Genomic DNA, 18,244 nt, shown 5'->3' on the forward strand with positions numbered 1-18,244 from the left:
TGTCGTTATCAGCCGTTGGGCACGTCGCGCGTGACGCGGAACAGTTCGTTCCTCAGATGCACGGCCTGCTGCTGGCCAAACACGACTTCGAAATTCGCCTGAGCAGCACGCCAATGAACGGTCGCCTGTTCGAATCTTTCATGGCCCTTTTCGGTGAGCGTGAGGCGCAAACGTCGCTTGACGCGCTCCTCGGCGGGCGCCATCACGAGGCCATCGCGCAGCAGCGGCTTGAGGATGCGTACCAGCGTCGTCCGGTCCGTCACGAGCGCGTCGGCCAGTTGAATCATTGTTGATTTCGGATGGCGATTCAGCATGCTCAGGATGCTGAACTGCGTCGGCGTAATGCCGACCTTGGAAAGATGGCGTTCGTACAGCTTCGAGATATGCCGCGCTGCCTGCCGTACGGCAAAGCAGTCATCGGTTTCGGATGAGATCGGGTTCATTTCTACGGGATATTATTTGATACCGTGTTCTATTTATATTCGGCATCCTTAGCATTGAAAATACATCTTCCGGCTCACTGACAGGCTTTCTTCAGTCGCGCTCCGCCTCAAGCGAGCGGCGTTTCAACCGTGCGGCGTTTTCAGCGCTGCGTGAATCGGTGCCGAATGATTTCGTCGCCCAGCTGAGTGCGCCGATCCATCCGGCTATGGTCCATCCAAGAACAAGATTGAGGAGCAGGACACGGGCCGCTTCCTGCTTCAGCCTGCGACTGGCGATCATCGAGGGTGTGAAATAAACGCCCACACCGATTGCGATCAATATGTAAGACATAAATACGTGCATCTGGCACCTGTTCTGATAACGCTCGACTTCAAGAAAGAGCACTTGAAAGTGCATGCGCACAGAATAGCCAAACGACGCGTGGGAATCGATGCCTGGCACGCCATCAAACTGTTGTTTCCAGATGCATCAATCGAGTTCCGTCAGCGCGGCGCCGTACGCTCGAAAAAATCCGTCGCGTGATCGATGAACGCGCGCACCTTGGCGGGCAGCAGTGTCCTGTTGCTGTAAGCCAGGCGGATCTCGATGCCAATGTCGGTGAGCTCAAAATCGGCGAGCAGACGAACGAGCGTGCCGGACGCCAGTTCGTTCTCGATGAGCGAGACGGGCACGATTCCAATGCCGAAACCCTGCAGCACCATTTCCCGGTTGAACGCGGGACTGTTCGATGACACGTCGAAACGAAGGGGAATCGTCAGTTCCTCGTTTTCGATCCGAAAGCCGACGCTCGGTCGCCGAAGCGACGGCGACATGGCCACGAAGAGATGATTGGCCAGTTCCGACGGGTGCTTCGGCGTGGACGCCCGCTGCAGATACTGCGGTGTCGCGACGATGATGAAGGGAATGCGTTCGAGCAACCGCACCACGGCCGTCTCGCTCGTCAACATATAAGGCACGACGATGCCGAGATCGTAGCCGTCGGCCACGAGGTCGACGGGGCGTTCGGTTAGCGTGAGGTCCAGCGTGACTTTCGGGTGTGCGCGTTTGAATTCGGCAATCAGCGGAACGAGGCGCTCCATCGTCGCAGTGGTGTGGGCGACGAGGCGCAGCACGCCGCCCGCCTCTTTTGTCTGATTGCCGACGTCCGCTTCGAGTGCGTCCAGATCATCGAGAATGCGCACGCAGCCTTCGTAGAATCGCTCGGCTGCCTCGGTGAGCGATACCTGGCGCGTTGTCCGGTGCAGCAGCCGGCACCCTACGCGCTCCTCCAGCGCCGAGACGGCCCGCGACACTGCCGGCCGGGCCATGCCATGCATGTCGGCTGCCCGCGCGAAGCTTTTCAATTCGACCACTGACCGGAAAACACGCAGGCTTTCAACGTAGTCCATGGAGAAATCTCGCTATACGTGCGGGAGCGACCGGTTTGGTGCGGCCTGTCGGACGGCTTGACTGTGCGGCTTCAGCGGACGCCTGGTTGCCTATTTGTACAGCCTGCCTGGATAGTGAACGACATCCTTGACGCGCTGCATCCATCCGCCAGGCGGAGGTGACAAGCTTGCAGGCTCTCCTCGTCCGCCCGTGCCTTGATGACGCGCCGCGTCATCCACGTTGCGATGGACGGGCTGGTACTGCACCGCGAACCGCACATGCAACACGGTCGACAACGCGCGCTCGTATGCCTTCTCATTGTCGTCGACGGGCATGAGCGCCGCGAGCGCCCTTGCAAATTCCGACGCGTCTTCCATGTCCGCGCCCGTCAATGCGTCGCACTGCGAAAACGCGCGCTGCACATCATCCTTCAACGCCTGAACGGCGGCAGCGACCTTATCGTATGCCTGGGCGGGCGCTTCGACATGGGTCTGGAGATCGGATGGGTACATCGTCGGCGTGCCCGCGAGCACGTTCCTGTCGCTCCCGACCCGCGACGCGAGACGCTTGATGTAGGCGACCTCGGTTGCGGGGATGTTGTCGCGCCGCCCACAGCAATTGTGCAACCGGGAGGCGCCCTGAATCGCGGAGGCGAAAGACATGAAATCATCGAACTGCAGATGCCTGGCGGCACAGTCGAGGACGGCGTCAGGTGACAACCCGAGTTCGTGGGCCACCGACAGACTCGTCTTCATCGCGAGCAGAAGCCGTTCGCTCCATTCGTCCTGACGGAATCTTCTCACCGAACTCTCGTTCATCGCGGCTCCCGCCTGGACGTGTCGCATGCAGCGATAGTACGCCGGAAGGCCTTTCAGCACTATTACCGCGCCTGCACCGCATGCGTCAGCGCTTGCCCTGGCTGCCTTCCAGCGCAAAGTTCCTGAGCAAGGTCTGCCGGCTCGCCTTCAGTATTTCCTCGCCGAGCCGGGGGTCCGCCCCGCCGACCGCCCGCGACAGAATAAGCGCGCCCACCATCTCGCTGTAGAACGCAATCGCCTCCCGGCGTGCTTCGTCCGCGTCCACGCTTCCGTCGCGCTGTTCGGCGACGAGCGCCGTCAACGTTTCGATCATCGTTTCGAGGCCGTTTGCAAAATTCGATTGCGCCTCAGTGCCGAGCCGCCGAACGTCGGCAGTCAGCCCGGCGACCGCGCAGCCCTGTTCAATATCGCCGCAATGCGTGCCGGACAGGTAGAAATCCACCTGCCGCTTCAACCGGTTGCCGCCACGCGTAATGGGCGCCGCGATCGCTTCTTTCAGGTCGCGGTTGGCCTTGTCCATCGCGCTCGCCACGACTTCGGCCGCGAGCGCCTCTTTCGATTCGAAGTGGTTGTAGAACCCGCCCTGCGTAAAACCCGCGGCCTTCATCAACGCGCTCAGGCCCACGCCGTCGATCCCATGCTCACGGAACAGTTTCTCCGAGGCCGCAATGATGGCCTTGCGGTTCTCCACCGCCTTCTGTTTCGAGACTCCCATCGTTCGATGCTCCACGCCGTTGTCGACCCAATTATAGCGCCCTTCGAAAAATACAATGGTGACCACCATTGACTTCGACCGGCAAATCACCCAAACTCAATGTCAATCACCATTGTGTTTTCGGTGAATTCTTCACACTGGACAGGAAATATTCATGACCCACACCACCGAAGCAGCCAACAAGGCCCTCGTGCTCGAAGCATTCGACACGCTTTTCAACCAGCGCGACTATGCCGCCGCCGAACGGTTCTGGTCGCCGGATTACATCCAGCACAGCGCGCATATCGAGCCGGGCCGCGATGGTCTGTTCAACCTGATCCGGACACTGCCGCCGACGTTGCGATACGAACCCGGCGTGATCGTCGCGGACGGCGACTACGTGATCGTTCATGGCCGCTTTTCCGGTAACGGACGCCCCGTCGCATGGATTGCTGCCGACATCCTGCGCATAGAAAACGGCGTGCTGGCCGAGCACTGGGACGTGTTGCAGGACGAAGCCAGCCAATCCGAATCCAAGAGCGGCCTGCCGATGTTCGGCAACAGCTTTCCGCGCTAACAGCAACCTTCATTTCACAGCGAGTCGAACATGAAACTCACAGGCAACACTATCTTCATCACGGGCGGCGGCTCGGGCATCGGCCGCGGACTTGCCGAGGCGCTGCACAAGCGCGGCAACCAGGTCATCATTTCAGGCAGGCGCGCCGAGCGTCTGCAGGCAACCATCGATGCGAATCCCGGCATGCGCGCGGTGTCGCTCGACATCAACAATCCCGCCGACGTTCAGGCCGTTGCCGCCAGGTTGATTGCCGAGTATCCCGACCTCAACGTGTTGATCAACAACGCCGGCGTCATGTATCCCGATGGCGCGCAAGGTCCCGTCGACGACGACCTGATGCGCACGACAGTGGATACGAATCTGCTTGGGCCGATCCGCATGACGTCCGCACTGATCGAACATCTGAAGACGCGCGACGACGCGGTCGTCGCGAACGTGACGTCCGTATTGGGCTTCGTGCCGCTTGCTATCGCGGCGGTGTACAGCGCGACCAAGGCCGCCTTGCATTCGTACACGTTGTCGCAGCGCTATCTGCTTCGGGACAGCAAGGTCTCGTTCATTGAAATCGCGCCGCCGTGGGTTCGCACGGAGTTGCTGAACAGCACCGAAGAAGAACGCGCGATGCCGCTCGATACGTTCATCGAAGGCGCAATCGGGCAACTGGGCACCGATGCCAACGAAATCCTCGTGGGTCCCGCCGTGTCGATGCGCGCCAATCCGGGCCCCAGCGAGCACGCGTGGGTCAACGAGTTCAACGACCTGTTTGCGGCGGGTTGATCGCAACCCGTTGCCGCTATCGGGCACTCGGGTCAGGACGCGTCGCCAGGTTTCGTCGCTGGAAACAGCGACAGCCTGAGCCCGACGAGCGCGTGCAGCGCACCTTTGCGCAGCTTGTAGCCAGGCGCACCGGGATCGGCCGCGAAGTCCGCCAGGATCCGCTCGATGGTGGCATCGACGTCGGCCGCAAGCGCGGACGGTACGCCTTGACGATTGCCCGATTCGACGCATCGTTCATAGTACGACCGCACATCGTCGAGCACGCGATTCAACACGACCGGCAACTCCCCGGAAAACTTGCCCGAGAGTCTGCGCAGGTCGAGTGTGTTGAGCGCAACGCGCATGTCGCGCAGGCTTTCCGTCGAAGGGTGCTTGTCGTCGTCGCTCGGCGCCACACGCGGAATGAGCTGCACGAGCCGGTCGAGCATGCGGGCGTTCAGATCGCGCTGCTGATCGATCGATAACGTAGACGCGCTGAGAACGACGTCCCGCCAGCTGGACCGGGTGAGACGTGCCGTCGCCGCATCCGTTCCGAACGGGCGGATCACGCCCGTCATCACCGAAGCGAACATCACACCGGCCAGCCCCGCGAGGTTGGCATTCAGGAAGCTCAGGATGTTGGCGTCATAGGCGCTGTCGATGCCAAGAAAAGTGGCCGTCGTCAACGCTACGAGCGTCGATATCAACGCCCATTTCGGACGTGGCATCAACAAACCGAGCGGCACAAACAGGAATGAGAAGAAGATGACCAGCACGCCGAAGTCCTGGCCACTCGGCAACACGACAAACAGATAGAACGCTGAAATGACGACGCCCATCGTCGCGCACTTCAGAAAAGTAATCATCATGGGCACGGGTTCGTCGAGCGCGGCGAAAAAGCAGACACCGATAGCGCCCAACGACACGGCCGCCGCACCGTCCTGCCAGCCCGAAGCAATCCAGATGCTCGACGAAACGAAGATGACCAGCGCAGCCGAACTGGCGGAGAACAAGGCAAGACCCCGGTCGAGAAACGCGTGACGCGTGCCGACCCGCCAATGACGAAAACGCGGTCGCCAGCTCGCTTTTTCGTACACGATCATGTCGCGCAAGCTCCGGCAATCGGCCCACAGATCCACCACTTGCCGCAAGCGCGACAGCGCGCTGGATAACAGTGCCGCCTGCCAGGTCGTCAATTCGTTGCGGGCCGGGTCCAGTTGCGCGATACGCATCCGCAACAGCGACGCCCCGTGCTCGGGGTCTTCGCCTAGCGACGCGTCCATCCAGCGGCAGGTATCGCGCAGCAGTTCGTTCAGGCTAACGGGAACGCCGGGCTCCGATTTCTGTGCGGCCGCGAGGATATCTGCAAGTGCCGAGGTGATAGGCAGTATCAGTTGCATCCGGCCTTGCAGTTCCTCGCTGCGAGCGAGAATCGCCGGGCTGACGTGATCGTAGGCCAACTGGCTCAACAGGAATTCGAAGCCGCGCACACTCGTCGCCATCTTCTGGCGGCTTCCTGAAACGAGCGCGCCCACGGCCCGGCCCGCCAGCGACTCTTTCGCGTAAAGCGTCGCGTCACGGAACCATGAGTCGGTTCGCTCGATCAGCGTCGGCGCGAGCCGGCTCGGAAACAAAACGCTGCCGACGATGCTCGCGCAGACGATGCCAAGCGTGATTTCTTCCGTTCGCGCCACGGCCACGTCGAAGATGCTCAGCGGGTTCGATAGCGCCGGTAGCGCGATGACAGACAGCGAATAACTGGCGAGCAGGAAAACGTAGCTGCGTGCCGCACGCGTCGAGATCGAAATGTAGACAAACACGCCCGTCCACAACGCTATCACTGCGCTCAACAGATAAGGCGTCTCGGCGAAAGGCGGCACGAGGGCGACGGAAGCGAGCGCGCCGAGCACGGTGCCGATCACGCGATACAAAGCCTTCGACCTTGTGGCACCGACGAACGGGTTCGACACGATATAGACGGATGCCAGCGCCCAGTACGGCCTCGGAAGGTCGAACCAGAACGCGATGTAAAGCGCGAGCATCCCTGCAAGAAAGGTCTTTAGTGAAAAAATCCAGTCGCGCAGCGAAGGGAGATTCATCGGAACAAATCGCGTGGGGGATCAGTCTCTCTGCCCGGCAGATTGTCCAGGCTCGCAGTCAAACGACCCACAGTGTCCCGCGTTTCTTCGAAGTCTGCCCGGACGATCGCATAGGACGCGCACGCGTCGAAGCCGCAAAGGACGCGGCCGTGCGGTTCACCTTGCTCGTCCGATGCGAAGTCCCGCGATACCAACAGCCACTGTCAACGCGCTGTTGCGTTCGAACGCTCGATCGGGAGGGTGAAGCTGAATGTTACGCCGCGGGACACATTGCGCACAGCCCAGATCCGGCCAGCGTGTGCTTCGACAATAGACCTGCAGATCGCCAGACCCATGCCCATCCCTGTTTTCTTGGTAGTGAAGAACGGCTCGAAGATCCTCTCGAAGTCCACCTGTCCCGCGCCGCGATCCTCCACGTCGATCACCACACTATCCGCATCGCGACGCGAGCGGACTACCAGCAGTTTCGGCCGTTCCTCCGTTGCCGCTAACGCTTCGATTGCGTTGCGCACGAGGTTCACGAGCACCTGCTGAACCTGAACCGCGTCGGCTCTGATCTTCGGCACGTCTTCGTACAGTATCGTCTCCAGCGAAATCGCGTTGCGCTGGATATCGTCGGCCATCAGCGTGCATACCTGAAGGATCAGCTTGTTGATGTCGAGATCCGCCTTTTGTGGGGCTGCATGCCTGAAGAGCGCCCGGATGCGGCTTACCACATCGGCGGCGGCATTTGCGTCGCGAACAACGTGCTCGGCCGAGAGTCTGGCTTCCTCGATCCTGGGCGGTGTGGCGGCGAGCCACCGCAAGCATGCCTGCCCATGCGCGACGACGGCCTGAAGGGGCTGGTTGAGTTCGTGAGCAATGGAGGCGGACAGTTCGGCGACAGCCGCGAGCCGTGACGCCTGTGACAGCTTCTCCTGCGCGTCGCGCAACGCCTTCGCGACGTCTGCGCTGTCGTCGATATCGACATCGATACCAAAGAACTTCATCACTTGCGCACCGGCCGCCTCAGCGCTGCGTTGCTCTTGCGCGTGACCAGGCTCCAGCGTCGACAACAGTTGCGGCTCGTCCGACAACTTCCCGAGCAACGCGACGAGATGGTGTCGCACGTTTTCGGATTGGCGCGCGCCCTCCTCGATCGCGACGGCCAGTTCCGTCCAACCCGGTTGACGATATTGCTCGGCCAGATAAGCGTGGACGATGATCTGCGCGACGAGATCGAAGTAATCGAAGAGATACAGCGAGACGTCGACCAGAAGCTCTTTGCCAATGCGCTCGTCCAGTTCTCCCAGCGCGACGTAGGTGCTCCAGATTTCCCGCAAGCCGAGGCGCAGCGCCTGAAGCAGGCTTTGCAGCGGTACGCGTTGAGGCTCACGTTTCTGGCTGATTTCCCGAAACACGTTCATGTGCTGCGCGGACGGAGGTTCGCCCGACAACAGCGTCTCGAACCATACTTTGGCCGACAGCGCGACGGATTCGTGAACATCCTCTTTGGCGGCCGGCGGCAGCAACCGGTATCCGTCGAGCGGCGTCAGTGTCGCGAGCGTGCGCTCGACGACATCGGTCAGATCGGCAGCGAGGGAGGCGGTCTTTTCTCGCAACGGGTTGCTGATTTTGGGTACTTTGGCTAGCACGGCAATTTATCTATCGGTAACGGGCGCACGATGTCGACTAACAAGCAGCGGCGTCCACGGCTGCGCACCGAACGGTTCCCGCCTGATACCCTGCGATGAGATTCAATGCGGCGTATCACGTGGCGCGAAACGAGCCGTTCCCGGCAAAGTATCAGTCAGCCGCCCGGTGGGGATCGAAAGGCGCGCTGCCCGCGCAGGGAGCGCTTCGATCTGCATCCGGTAGATCCATGGTCTCGCGGCGCAACGCGGCCCGCCATCCCCCTTATTGGGGAGACGCGCGCATTCGACGGGGGATGGCGGCAAGCGTGCCCCGATAACCACGCGTGTGATTGCAAAATGCGTGTGACTGTTGAAGCGCCCGCGAACGTGCAGCGAATTTTCCTCTCGACGAAAGTCGTCCCGCCGCGTCTGCCGCCAGATCTGATCTTCCACTGTCGGTTCTACGCCAGCGCCAAGTCTCGTCCGAAGATTCGAAGCGACTCCAGTTTCATGTAATGGAACGCCAACTTCCTGCGAACTAACATCGATTCCAGGCGCTGCGAGTTGACACAGTTGTTGACAGTGATGTGCGCCGGCAGGAGATCGCGTGATGGCCTTGTGAAGCTTCACAGCGAGCGAAATTTCAGTCGGCAACAACCCCGACTACGGCGCAATCTTTATTGTTACGCTGCCACCGGTTAAATAGTGGATGATGGCTTTCCAGCATCTGCTCTTTCACGAACTCCAATCTATTTCGCGCGAAGAGCCTTGCTTTTTACGGCGCGCTCTCGAAGAGCGTTCAAATTAACCTGATAGCTTCAAGAAACATGAACACTGACATCAAGGACGATCTTCACGTCCGCCTCTCGCCGCACGATGCAGTTGTCGAAGTCGCAAAGGTTCTCTGGCACCTGCGCAGTATTCTGGCCATCATGGTCATGCTTTTCTTCGTTTTGTCGATTGCAATGTACTACGGTGGCGGGGCCGTCAATATGGCCACGCGCGTCCACTCATCGCTGGGCGAGACACTGTATTTTTGCGCGGTCACTGCGCTGACCATCGGTTACGGCGACGTCGTACCAACCACCACGCTTGGCCGGATCATCGCGGTTTTACTGGGTTTGCTCGGCGTGTTGATGACGGGAGTGACAACGGGCTCCACTGTCTACGGCATTCAGGTAGCGGCTCAACGAGCTGGCCTGCGGCCACGCTAAACCCTACACGATCCGCTTCTGTTCCTTTTCTCGCCATGCCCGGCTGATTCCAGATTCATGTAATAGCCGTCCTTCGGACTGCCGCCTATCATCTCTAGCCTTACGCTTGGAGCAGGGTGAACCCTTTGCGAGTCTGGAAGCGATACAGGGACAACCGAGAACCGCGCGTATACGCATCAACCTGATCTCCTGGGCACCTACTTGCCGTCAACGGGCCGCGCAAGTCTCAACCAATCGGATATGCAACACCATGATTCGCATCGAAAATCTGACTGTGTTCCCGGACCGTAGAGAAGTGTTCGTCGACGGTCTTCCTGTCGAACTTGGTTGCAGAGCGATGGATGTCTTGCTCGTGCTTATCGAAGCCAATGGCGCGCTGGTGACAAAAGAAAAGCTCACAGACCAGGTCTGGCCGCACACGGTGGTCGCTGAAAACAATCTTCGTGTCCACATCTGCATGATCCGCAAAATGATGGGCGAACATCGCAGGTTGCTTGTATCTGTGCCTGGGCGCGGCTACCGGCTGTTGCGACCGGCACAACCGGCTTATCTGATTCCAATGCTTGTCGTGCATGCCCAGTTGATGCGGTCTGCAAGATAGCCGTTTTGTGTTTTGAAGTGCATCGGCGCGCGGCGCGCGCTCAACGCGGCTTCAGTTCGACGGGCGCTGCAGCGCGATAGCCGCCGCCGAGTGCCTTGGTCAATGCGATCTCCTGACTGAGCATCTGCCCCCGTAGCTCCAGCAGCGCAACCTGTTCGGCGATCACCGGCTGGCGTGCCTGAAGCGCCGCGAGCCGGCTCGTCAGTCCGCGTTGATAATGCGCTTCGACGCTGTCCCTCGTGAACGCAATCGATTCGATCCGCTGCTTCTGCAGCTCCGTCTGGGCATCGAGCGCCTGCAGGCGGCTGCCCGTCTGCGCGACGTCGCGCACCGCGTTGAGGACGGCCTGGTTGTACTGCTCGATCAACAGGTTGCTCCCCTCGCGTGCGCCGCCAAGGTTCGCGTTGAGCCGACCGCCGTCGAAGATCGGCAGATACAGGCCCGGGATCAGATTGATCTGCTGGCTCGCATGCGTGAAAAGGTCGGCGAGGTGCAAGGCATTGACGCCGAAGAACGCCTTGATGTCGAAGCTCGGATAGAACGCCGCCTTGGCCGCATCGATCCGGTCGAACGACGACTCGACATACCAGCGCATCGCCTGCAGATCGGGACGCCGGGCCAGCAGTTCATACGAAAGCGCCGGCGGCAACGCCGCCTGCGAGCGCGGCAGCGCGACGGGCTCGATGGCGGGCAGGCCATCGGGGCCCGCGCCGACCAGCGCCCGCATCGATTCGCGAAACTGCTTGATCTGCGTCTGCGCCGACACGATCTGCCGTTCGACGGCCAGTTGCTGCGCTCGCGCTTCTTCGAGCAAGGTGCGTGCTTCGAGGCCGCGCGCGGCACGCGCCTCGTGTGCCTGCACTGCGAACTCTGCTGTTTCGTGCAGTTCGTTTAGCAGATCGATGAGCTGATAAGTCGTTTGAATGCCGTAGTAAAGCTGCGCCACATCCGCCGAGATTTCGAGTTCGACCGCGGACGTCTCGGCGAGCCGCGCATTGCTCACACCGAGCGATGCGGCGACCTGTGCGCGCTGCTTGCCCCAAAGATCGACATTCAGGCTCGCGCCCAGCCCGACAACGCCCTCGGTGTACCACGGCCCCGTCAGCCCCAAAGCCGGTTCATTCTGTGCGAACGGGCCAAGAAAGCCGTTTGCGGAAACATGCTCGCGATCCAGTAACGCCAGCGCCACCACCTGCAAGCCCGTTCCCGCGCTGACCAGTTCGACATCCGACCTGGCCTGTGCGACGCGCGTGCGCGCGATCACCATCGTCGGGGCGTTGGCGAGCGCCTGATCGATCAGCGCGTCGAGTTGCTCATCGCCATAACGTGTCCACCAGCGCGCGGCGGGCCAGCCATCGCGCGCGAGATGGATGTCGTCCGCGAGATTGATCTGTTCAGGGGCAATCTCCGTATAAGGGGTGGTGTCGTGATGGATCAGCGCGCATCCCGACAGCGCGGACGATAGCCACGCCACACATAACACGCGTCGACGCCACCGCCCATCACGCAAAACCGATCGCTGATTCATGTTCATATGGGCTGTGATGAGGGCGCCGCAACGGACGCCCCGTCCTGCACCTCGGCGCGCCAGTCCGGCAACCCCGCGACTTGCCGCGACAGTTCGTCCGCTGCGGCGATGAGCGCTCGATCGGCTGGTTCGACAGCTTGTGCAGCGATCTCGCTGCGTCTCGGCGCGCGGGCGTCGGGCGGGCTGGCCGCAAGCTCTTCCGCATACCGGTTGAGTTCGGCGCGCGCCTGTTCTTGCGTCGAGCGCACGGCATCGACCGTTTGCGCGTTCGACGCTCCCGCTTGCGCGACCAGCGTACTGCGAAGCGCATCGCCCGCCAGCATGATCTCGCGTCCCTGCGCGAGCACGGTTTGCGCGCGTAGCGTCCATTGCGCATGCTCGGCTTCCTGCCAGCCGGGCTCGAGTGCGACACGCGCGAGCGTCGCCTCGCAATCGGCCAATACCGCCCATGCCTGCAACTGGCGCTGCGCGTACGGCAACTCGTCCCCCGCTTCGTCGCTGGGCGTGCGCAGTTGTGCGGCGATCGCGCGCAACATGGTTGCGAGTCTCTGCCGCAACGCGTCGCCCTCGCCTTCCCGCCAGAACGACATCTGCACGAAGGTCGCCACGCCGACGCCCAGCAGAATGCCCACCATCCGGTCGCGGATTTCAGTCAGGTTCGTGGTTGGGCCGAACTGCCCGAGCACGGCGAGCGAGAACGTGAATATCACCTGGATGCCCGCGTAGCCGATCCGCTCCGAGCCCGCCGATATCCACGCCCCGAGCGCGGCGACGGGCAGCGTGATCAACAGCAGGCCGGCGATATCGTCGAGATGGGGAATGACGAACACCACCATGAAGAGCGCCAGCGCACTGCCAATGGCGGCCCCCGTCAGACGCAGCAGCGCACGCTGCGTCGATGCGCCGAGGCTCGGCAGCGCGACGATCACGCAGGTCAGCATGATCGTGTGTATGCCCTGCCAGTCGACCGCGTTGTAGAACACGTAGCAGGCCAGCACGGCGAGCAGCGTCTTCAACGAAAAGCGCAGATACGCGGGATTGGTCCATGCGTCGGGCGCCACCATCGGTTCGGCGGCGGCCGGTTTGCCCGTCTCCGCACCGCGCGCGGCGAGATCCGCGTACGCATGCAGCGCGCGCTGCAACTCGCCTGCGGCGGGAATCGTGTCGGCTGCATTGTGCTCTTCTGGTGTCGCGGTGCTCACGTGACGATACGGTTCACCCGACATCACCGCTTCGTCGAGTGCCCGGACGTTCGCCCGCAACTCGGACAACATCGCACGCCGCGCCGGCGACGGCGCCGGCCATGTATCGGGCAACTCGCTCGCGCCGCGATAGAGACGCGACGCGGTCGCGATGCATGCAAGCTGCGCCGCCTGATGCTCGCGAAAATGCGCGTCTCGCATCATCGTGAACCGCAACAGCTTTTGCAAGGTCAGCGCGCCTTGCTGGACAGCCGCTAGTGTGATCGGCGTGACGTTCGGCGTGTTGTCGATCAGTTGCGTCAGACGTGTGTCCAGCGCCGCAAGCTGCCGATGTATTTCCGCCTTGAGCTGCAATTGCGGTTCGGCGGGCAACAGCAGCGTATTGACCACGAGCGCAAGCGCGATCGGATAGTTGACGGCGACCCATACCCACAACACCGCGCGAATCAGCAGGTCGGCCTGATCGGTCTGATCGACGAAACTCTGCACATAGATCACGACAATCGCGACGATGAAAAACACCACGCCGATCTTCAGAACGCGCAGCAAATACACGCTGCCGAAAAACACCACACTCGCGACGACGATGCGCAGCAACGGATAATCGAATGTGAATTTCAGCAGCAGGATCGACAGGCCAATGGCGAGCGTCGATCCGACCATGAACATGATGCCGACCAACCGCGTCACCACCACGTTCGCCTGCGTGACGTAGAACACCACCAGCAGCGACAGCGGAAGCTCCGGCACTTCGAGCGCCATCGATGCGACGATCACGATTGCGCTGGTCAGCATGCAACGCAACATCACGTTGAGCCGACCAGGAAAAGGCGCAAGCTCGCGTGTCAGGAAATCGCCTGCATTGCGCAGCATAACGGGCATCGGGGGCAAGTAGTCGGCGGCGGCCATGGGCGCTCCTCAATGGCTTGCGCCGTCGTTGCCCGGGTGCAGCACCGCGACCGCCGACGTGCCGACGCGGAACAGCTCGGGGTTCGGATCGTCCACACGGATCTTGACCGGAAACCGCTGCGACACATGAACCCAGTTAAGCGTGCGTTGAATGCGCGGCAATCCGCCGGGCAAGGCGAGACCGGCTTCGTCGGACGCGATGCCGTAACTGATCGAATCGACGGTGCCCCGAAAGCGCTGGTCCGTATCGCTCATCAGATAGACCGTCGCGGGCGTCCCCGTCCTGATGCCCTTGAGTTCCGTCTCACGAAAGTTCGCGACCACGTACCAGTGGCGCGTATCGATCAAGGTGAAGACAGGTTTGAGCGCCGTTGCAAACTGGCCCGTTGCCGTCTTCAACGACACAATGCGTCCGTCGAAAGGCGCTCGCACCGTCGCATACTCGAGGTTCAATTCCGCAAGCGAGATCTCCGCCGTGACAACGGCGCGTTGCGCGACCAGCGCATCGACGCCGCTCACAGCCGCTGCCGCCTGCTGCGCCTGCAGTTGCGCGGCGCTGAGTTCGGCCTGCGTGGCGCGTTGCGCGGTGCGCGCACGGTCGACGTCCTCCGCCGACACATAACCGTGTGACAACAGCGGCTCCATGCGGTGTAGCGTATCGGAAGCCTGAGCGGCTGCGGCGCGTGCGCGCTCGACAGCCGCGCGCACCGACTCCGCGTTGTACTGCTGCGCGTTGACCGTGCGCTGGGTCAACTCGATCTGCCTGTCGAGCGCAACGAGCGACGCCTTGCCCCGCGTCAGCGCATCCTGATACGGACGCGGATCGATGCGAAACAGCAGGTCGCCCTGCTTCACCGCCTGGTTGTCATGCACGGGCAACTCGACGATACGGCCGTTCACCTCGGGTACGACGTCGATGGTATCCGCATAGACATAGGCGTCGTCGGTGCGCGGCGCGCGTTCCAGCTGGCGGATCACGAAGACCACCAATAGCAGCGTCAGCAAGACCAGGATGATGGCCGGCCATGCGCGCTTCTTTGTCCGGTTGGCAGTTGTCGCCATTGCATTACCTGAAGATCAATGTTGGAACAGCATCAACCAGACAGCGAGTGAAAGGAAAGTGACAAGCGTGGGATACACCACCGCCGCAGGCCACAAGACAAGCTCGGCCCGCATGCGTTTGACGATCAGATGGACGACGACCGTGAGCACCACGCCCGTGACGAGACAGAACAGCCAGTCCGGAAAGTACGCGCCGAGTACGCTGAGGGATGGCGAATTCGCGCACCCCGAGACGAGAACCGCGGCGATCGCCGCCGTCCCGCGCGCACGCTTTGCATGTGAGTCTTTGGCGAATGGAACGTGTCGTTTCAAGGCGTGCAGCCCCCGGGCAAAGCGTCGAGTTCGCAACAATAACGCGGCAATGAAGCCCCGCGCATTACATGAATATGTAGTGTCGCCTTAGTAAAGAATGATGTAAATCGCGCGGCGATTTGTGTTTCCCCAAGGCTTACTTAAATGCTATCCAGCATGTCTAGCAGCGCGTCGCCATCGACAGGCTTCCGGAAGAAACCGAATGCGCCTCTCTGCAGATAGTAGTCTTCCGTATGCCCGGTCGGTTTGCCCGTGATAATGATGACGGGCGTGGCCGCGCCCGACTGAACCGTTCTATCGAGCACCTGAATGCCGTCGATGGGCCGCATTCCCAGGTCGGTGACAACACATAACAGGCCCGAGTAACCCTCGGAAAAGAAATCCACTGCGGATTCATAAACCCGCGTTCCATACCCGCCAGAAGCCAGCAGGTTGGCCAGAGCCGCCAGGACGCGACGGTCGTCATCAATCACGGCAACGGTTCGAACCGAGGACGCGCACATTGTTTTTCCGGCTCATGGGTCCAACAAGGAACTGGCACTGGCGCCAGGCTCTGGACTATCGTGTCGGCGATGCTTCAAGCTGCAGTTTGCTTGCCTGCCTGACCAGCGTGGCGAATGAATCTGCGCGCATTTTTCTCATGATGTGGCCTCGATGTACCTGGACGGTGTATTCGGTGATACCAAGGACGGCCGCCGCCTGCTTGTTGAGCAAGCCGCTAACGAGTAATGGCAAGAGTTCCTGCTCACGAGGTGTCAGCGATTGATAGAGCGCGTGGAGGGCCGCTGTATCAGCCGCCTCCGCGCGAAGCACATGGGCTTTGGCGAGTGCCGCATCGACTGCGTTGAGCAACGCGTCTTCGTCGATGGGCTTGGTGAGGAAGTCAACCGCGCCGCCCTTCATGGCCAGCACCGTGGATGGCACATCGCCTCTTCCCGTGATGAAAATGACGGGGATATGAGCGTCCGCGCTGACCAGCTTCTGGACGTCCAGGCCACTCAAGCCGGGCATTCTCATATCGAGGATCAGACATGCAACGGCTTTTTGACGCGGTGTGTCGAGAAATGCTCTGCCGGAGTTGAACGCGTGGACAGTTCTTCCGTTTGCACGCAGCAACGCAGCGAGTGCCTCTCGCACCCGTTCGTCGTCGTCGACCAGATACACCAGTTCACCTGCGGATTCCATCGAACCCCTCTGTCGTCAGGAGGCGCCTCCCCTGACCTCGGACAGCCGGCCCACGATGATGTCGCTGGATGCGACGCTCACGCGGCCGTGCCGGAAAAAAATTATACCGCCGGGATCGGCGCCCGGAAGTGCAGGCAGCATGACATGTTTATGTAATGGCGGCGCCAGATTTGGTGCTGTAGGGGTAGATCGACTCGCGTCATCGGCCTGGTGCATTCTTTGAAAACGCTTCTGTTACCCAGCGTGTCCGCAATGGTATGACATAAATTCATTGCCCGCGTATTCGATTCGTGTCACTAACGCTGCCGTGTGCCTGCCAGACGCCCGCCTTCCAAAAATTACGCGGACGGGCGTGCGCCTTCCCAGGCACGTTGCAGCAGTGCCCTGAGCGGTTTCTCATCAATCGGTCGCGGGTTCCAGTATGGGTTTGACAATGCCACCTCGCACGCATGATCGAGGTCCGTTTCCCTCAACCCAATCTCGCGAAGGCCTCGCGGAACCCCAAGCTCTTCGTTGAGCTGGTAAAGGCCGTCGGCCGCCGACGCTACGTTCAATGCCCTGGCAATCCGCTCCATAGCCTCATCCGCAACGGGACTGTTGTAAGCGAGAGCATGAGGCAGCACGATTGCGTGCGTCTCCGCATGAGGCAGGTTAAATGTTCCACCCAAGGTGTGGCACAGCTTGTGATGAAGCGCCATGCCAACATTGCCGAGCACCATCCCGCACAGCCACGCACCGTAGAGACATTCGCTGCGCGCCGCTTTGTCCTTGCCGTTCTTGTTCACTCCACGCAGGCCGATGGCAAGAGAGCGAATGCCCTCTTCCGCCATCAGCGACATGACGGGATTTCCGTCCTTGGCGTACAGCCCTTCGGCGGCATGGGCGATCGCGTTGAGGCCGCTGACTATCGAAAGACGAACCGGGAGCCCCATTGTCAATTCCGGGTCGTACAGGACTGTCTTCGGGACGACCTTCGCATCGCGGCCCGTTTTCTTCAGGCCATTTTCGGTAATGCCGTAGATGGGCGTCATCTCCGACCCCGCATACGTCGTCGGTATCGCGATGATCGGTAACGATGATTCAAGCGCAATGGCCTTGCCGAGACCAATCGTCGAACCGCCGCCAATCGCGACGGCACAGTCCGCGTCAACAGACTTCGCATGCTCGCGCGCGCGGCGGGCGTTCTCGATGGGAACATGCATCTGGGCGCCGTCGAAGACTCCCGCACTGGAAGGACCGAGAAGAGCCGAGACTACCTCCGCCTGAGCCTTCTGTTCCGGGGTACAAAGAACCAACGCCCGCCGTGCGCCCAACGTCTCGACTTCCTGTTGAATCAACTTCATGCTTCCGGCGCCGAACACAACTCTCGACGCCTGCGTGGTATAGGTGAACTCATACATGAGATTAGCTCCCTGTGTCGTCATACGGTGCAGTTCGCCTAAACGTAGTCGACCTGGTGGCGAGCGATACGAATGTCACCGACGACCTGCTTCACCCGCAGATGCTCAGGGTGCGAGGCGTATGCGTCGAGCGATTCCTGGGTTTCGAACTCCGTGTACAGCACGACATCGCATGCATAGTCGACGGCACTTACGTCCAGCCCCACCTCGAGCCTGGTAAGCCCGGGAATCTTCCCACTCAGACTCTCGAAAGCCGACTTCACGAGCATCGCGGATTCCTTCTTTAGCTCGGGCGTGTCACCGCGAACATTCCACATCACGATATGCTTGACCATATTTGCTTCCGTTAATGTTGCTGTTGAACAGGTCAAATTCTCGAGATGCAATCTCATGACCCAGTACGCGTTCAAGCAAGGGGCACGTTGCTTATACGGCCCCTGCCAGGCTCTAAAGCTGGTCTAA

19 protein-coding genes are annotated in these 18,244 nt (G+C 61.0%); 4 read left to right on the plus strand and 15 right to left on the minus strand.

The genetic code is table 11. The features are described from left to right. Positions 1-8: 8 nt before the first annotated feature. The 5 genes from C2L65_RS38440 to C2L65_RS38460 form a co-directional block, all read right to left on the minus strand. On the minus strand, positions 9-443 hold the full coding sequence (locus tag C2L65_RS38440) for a MarR family winged helix-turn-helix transcriptional regulator (RefSeq protein WP_042305474.1): 435 nt from the start codon (positions 441-443) through the stop codon (positions 9-11). Positions 444-534: 91 nt separating this feature from the next. Further along, on the minus strand, positions 535-885 hold the full coding sequence (locus tag C2L65_RS38445) for a superinfection immunity protein (RefSeq protein WP_233446645.1): 351 nt from the start codon (positions 883-885) through the stop codon (positions 535-537). Between the two features lie 41 nt (positions 886-926). Beyond that, a complete protein-coding gene (locus C2L65_RS38450) occupies positions 927-1,832 on the minus strand; it encodes a LysR family transcriptional regulator (RefSeq protein WP_042305473.1) in 906 nt (301 codons plus the stop codon). Positions 1,833-1,922: 90 nt separating this feature from the next. Further along, entirely contained in the window at positions 1,923-2,615 is a 693-nt protein-coding gene (locus C2L65_RS38455) for a hypothetical protein (protein WP_233446646.1), read from the minus strand. Between the two features lie 100 nt (positions 2,616-2,715). Further along, positions 2,716-3,345: a TetR/AcrR family transcriptional regulator gene (locus C2L65_RS38460; protein WP_042305497.1), complete on the minus strand. Its 630-nt coding sequence runs from the start codon at positions 3,343-3,345 to the stop codon at positions 2,716-2,718. A gap of 154 nt (positions 3,346-3,499) precedes the next feature. Between C2L65_RS38460 and C2L65_RS38465 the strand changes: the two genes are divergently transcribed. Both C2L65_RS38465 and C2L65_RS38470 read left to right on the plus strand, forming a co-directional pair. Next, positions 3,500-3,901 (plus strand): nuclear transport factor 2 family protein, encoded by a 402-nt coding sequence (locus C2L65_RS38465; RefSeq protein ID WP_042305471.1) that lies wholly within the window; start codon positions 3,500-3,502, stop codon positions 3,899-3,901. Between the two features lie 30 nt (positions 3,902-3,931). Further along, entirely contained in the window at positions 3,932-4,678 is a 747-nt protein-coding gene (locus C2L65_RS38470; RefSeq protein ID WP_042305470.1) for an SDR family oxidoreductase, read from the plus strand. 32 nt (positions 4,679-4,710) lie between these two features. On the opposite strand, the gene C2L65_RS38475 is transcribed toward C2L65_RS38470, so the two are convergent. Together C2L65_RS38475 and C2L65_RS38480 are read right to left on the minus strand one after the other, a co-directional pair. After that, entirely contained in the window at positions 4,711-6,756 is a 2,046-nt protein-coding gene (locus C2L65_RS38475) for an FUSC family protein (protein ID WP_042305469.1), read from the minus strand. A gap of 203 nt (positions 6,757-6,959) precedes the next feature. Further along, entirely contained in the window at positions 6,960-8,357 is a 1,398-nt protein-coding gene (locus tag C2L65_RS38480) for a sensor histidine kinase (protein WP_233446647.1), read from the minus strand. An 839-nt stretch (positions 8,358-9,196) separates the two neighbouring features. On the opposite strand from C2L65_RS38480, the gene C2L65_RS38485 reads away from it, so the two are divergent. Together C2L65_RS38485 and C2L65_RS38490 are read left to right on the plus strand one after the other, a co-directional pair. After that, positions 9,197-9,583 (plus strand): potassium channel family protein, encoded by a 387-nt coding sequence (locus C2L65_RS38485; RefSeq protein WP_042305467.1) that lies wholly within the window; start codon positions 9,197-9,199, stop codon positions 9,581-9,583. 250 nt (positions 9,584-9,833) lie between these two features. After that, positions 9,834-10,184 (plus strand): winged helix-turn-helix domain-containing protein, encoded by a 351-nt coding sequence (locus C2L65_RS38490; protein ID WP_042305466.1) that lies wholly within the window; start codon positions 9,834-9,836, stop codon positions 10,182-10,184. 40 nt (positions 10,185-10,224) lie between these two features. Here the strand turns inward: C2L65_RS38490 and C2L65_RS38495 are convergent, their stop codons facing one another. The 8 genes from C2L65_RS38495 to C2L65_RS38530 form a co-directional block, all read right to left on the minus strand. Then, on the minus strand, positions 10,225-11,718 hold the full coding sequence (locus C2L65_RS38495; protein WP_081920789.1) for an MdtP family multidrug efflux transporter outer membrane subunit: 1,494 nt from the start codon (positions 11,716-11,718) through the stop codon (positions 10,225-10,227). Continuing rightward, positions 11,715-13,823 carry an FUSC family protein gene (locus C2L65_RS38500; RefSeq protein WP_042305465.1) on the minus strand — a complete coding sequence of 703 codons (2,109 nt, stop codon included), beginning with the start codon at positions 13,821-13,823 and terminating at the stop codon, positions 11,715-11,717. Before C2L65_RS38500 ends, C2L65_RS38495 begins: the two co-directional genes overlap by 4 nt. A 9-nt stretch (positions 13,824-13,832) precedes the next feature. Next, the gene (mdtN, locus tag C2L65_RS38505; protein WP_042305464.1) at positions 13,833-14,885 is read right to left on the minus strand and encodes a multidrug transporter subunit MdtN; all 1,053 of its coding nucleotides are present in this window, start codon (positions 14,883-14,885) and stop codon (positions 13,833-13,835) included. Between the two features lie 15 nt (positions 14,886-14,900). Further along, complete coding sequence (locus C2L65_RS38510) at positions 14,901-15,197, minus strand: YtcA family lipoprotein (protein ID WP_052426811.1); 297 nt, start codon at positions 15,195-15,197, stop codon at positions 14,901-14,903. Between the two features lie 140 nt (positions 15,198-15,337). Further along, complete coding sequence (locus C2L65_RS38515; protein WP_233446648.1) at positions 15,338-15,670, minus strand: response regulator; 333 nt, start codon at positions 15,668-15,670, stop codon at positions 15,338-15,340. A gap of 85 nt (positions 15,671-15,755) precedes the next feature. Beyond that, a complete protein-coding gene (locus C2L65_RS38520) occupies positions 15,756-16,382 on the minus strand; it encodes a response regulator transcription factor (RefSeq protein ID WP_042305462.1) in 627 nt (208 codons plus the stop codon). Positions 16,383-16,720: 338 nt separating this feature from the next. Continuing rightward, a complete protein-coding gene (locus C2L65_RS38525; protein WP_042305494.1) occupies positions 16,721-17,782 on the minus strand; it encodes a maleylacetate reductase in 1,062 nt (353 codons plus the stop codon). 38 nt (positions 17,783-17,820) lie between these two features. Further along, the gene (locus tag C2L65_RS38530) at positions 17,821-18,117 is read right to left on the minus strand and encodes a Dabb family protein (protein ID WP_042305461.1); all 297 of its coding nucleotides are present in this window, start codon (positions 18,115-18,117) and stop codon (positions 17,821-17,823) included. Positions 18,118-18,244: the final 127 nt, after the last annotated feature.

The organism is Paraburkholderia terrae (assembly GCF_002902925.1).
GTDB classification, from domain to species: Bacteria; Pseudomonadota; Gammaproteobacteria; order Burkholderiales; family Burkholderiaceae; genus Paraburkholderia; species Paraburkholderia terrae.

Bases quoted from the DNA above. Each gene is read 5' to 3' on its own strand.
- C2L65_RS38520 (WP_042305462.1), bottom strand. From the start codon at position 16,382: ATGGAATCCGCAGGTGAACTGGTGTATCTGGTCGACGACGACGAACGG.
- C2L65_RS38450 (WP_042305473.1), bottom strand. From the start codon at position 1,832: ATGGACTACGTTGAAAGCCTGCGTGTTTTCCGGTCAGTGGTCGAATTG.
- C2L65_RS38495 (WP_081920789.1), bottom strand. From the start codon at position 11,718: ATGAACATGAATCAGCGATCGGTTTTGCGTGATGGGCGGTGGCGTCGA.
- C2L65_RS38530 (WP_042305461.1), bottom strand. From the start codon at position 18,117: ATGGTCAAGCATATCGTGATGTGGAATGTTCGCGGTGACACGCCCGAG.
- C2L65_RS38440 (WP_042305474.1), bottom strand. From the start codon at position 443: ATGAACCCGATCTCATCCGAAACCGATGACTGCTTTGCCGTACGGCAG.
- C2L65_RS38525 (WP_042305494.1), bottom strand. From the start codon at position 17,782: ATGTATGAGTTCACCTATACCACGCAGGCGTCGAGAGTTGTGTTCGGC.
- mdtN (WP_042305464.1), bottom strand. From the start codon at position 14,885: ATGGCGACAACTGCCAACCGGACAAAGAAGCGCGCATGGCCGGCCATC.
- C2L65_RS38500 (WP_042305465.1), bottom strand. From the start codon at position 13,823: ATGGCCGCCGCCGACTACTTGCCCCCGATGCCCGTTATGCTGCGCAAT.
- C2L65_RS38470 (WP_042305470.1), top strand. From the start codon at position 3,932: ATGAAACTCACAGGCAACACTATCTTCATCACGGGCGGCGGCTCGGGC.
- C2L65_RS38475 (WP_042305469.1), bottom strand. From the start codon at position 6,756: ATGAATCTCCCTTCGCTGCGCGACTGGATTTTTTCACTAAAGACCTTT.
- C2L65_RS38460 (WP_042305497.1), bottom strand. From the start codon at position 3,345: ATGGGAGTCTCGAAACAGAAGGCGGTGGAGAACCGCAAGGCCATCATT.
- C2L65_RS38465 (WP_042305471.1), top strand. From the start codon at position 3,500: ATGACCCACACCACCGAAGCAGCCAACAAGGCCCTCGTGCTCGAAGCA.
- C2L65_RS38485 (WP_042305467.1), top strand. From the start codon at position 9,197: ATGAACACTGACATCAAGGACGATCTTCACGTCCGCCTCTCGCCGCAC.
- C2L65_RS38490 (WP_042305466.1), top strand. From the start codon at position 9,834: ATGATTCGCATCGAAAATCTGACTGTGTTCCCGGACCGTAGAGAAGTG.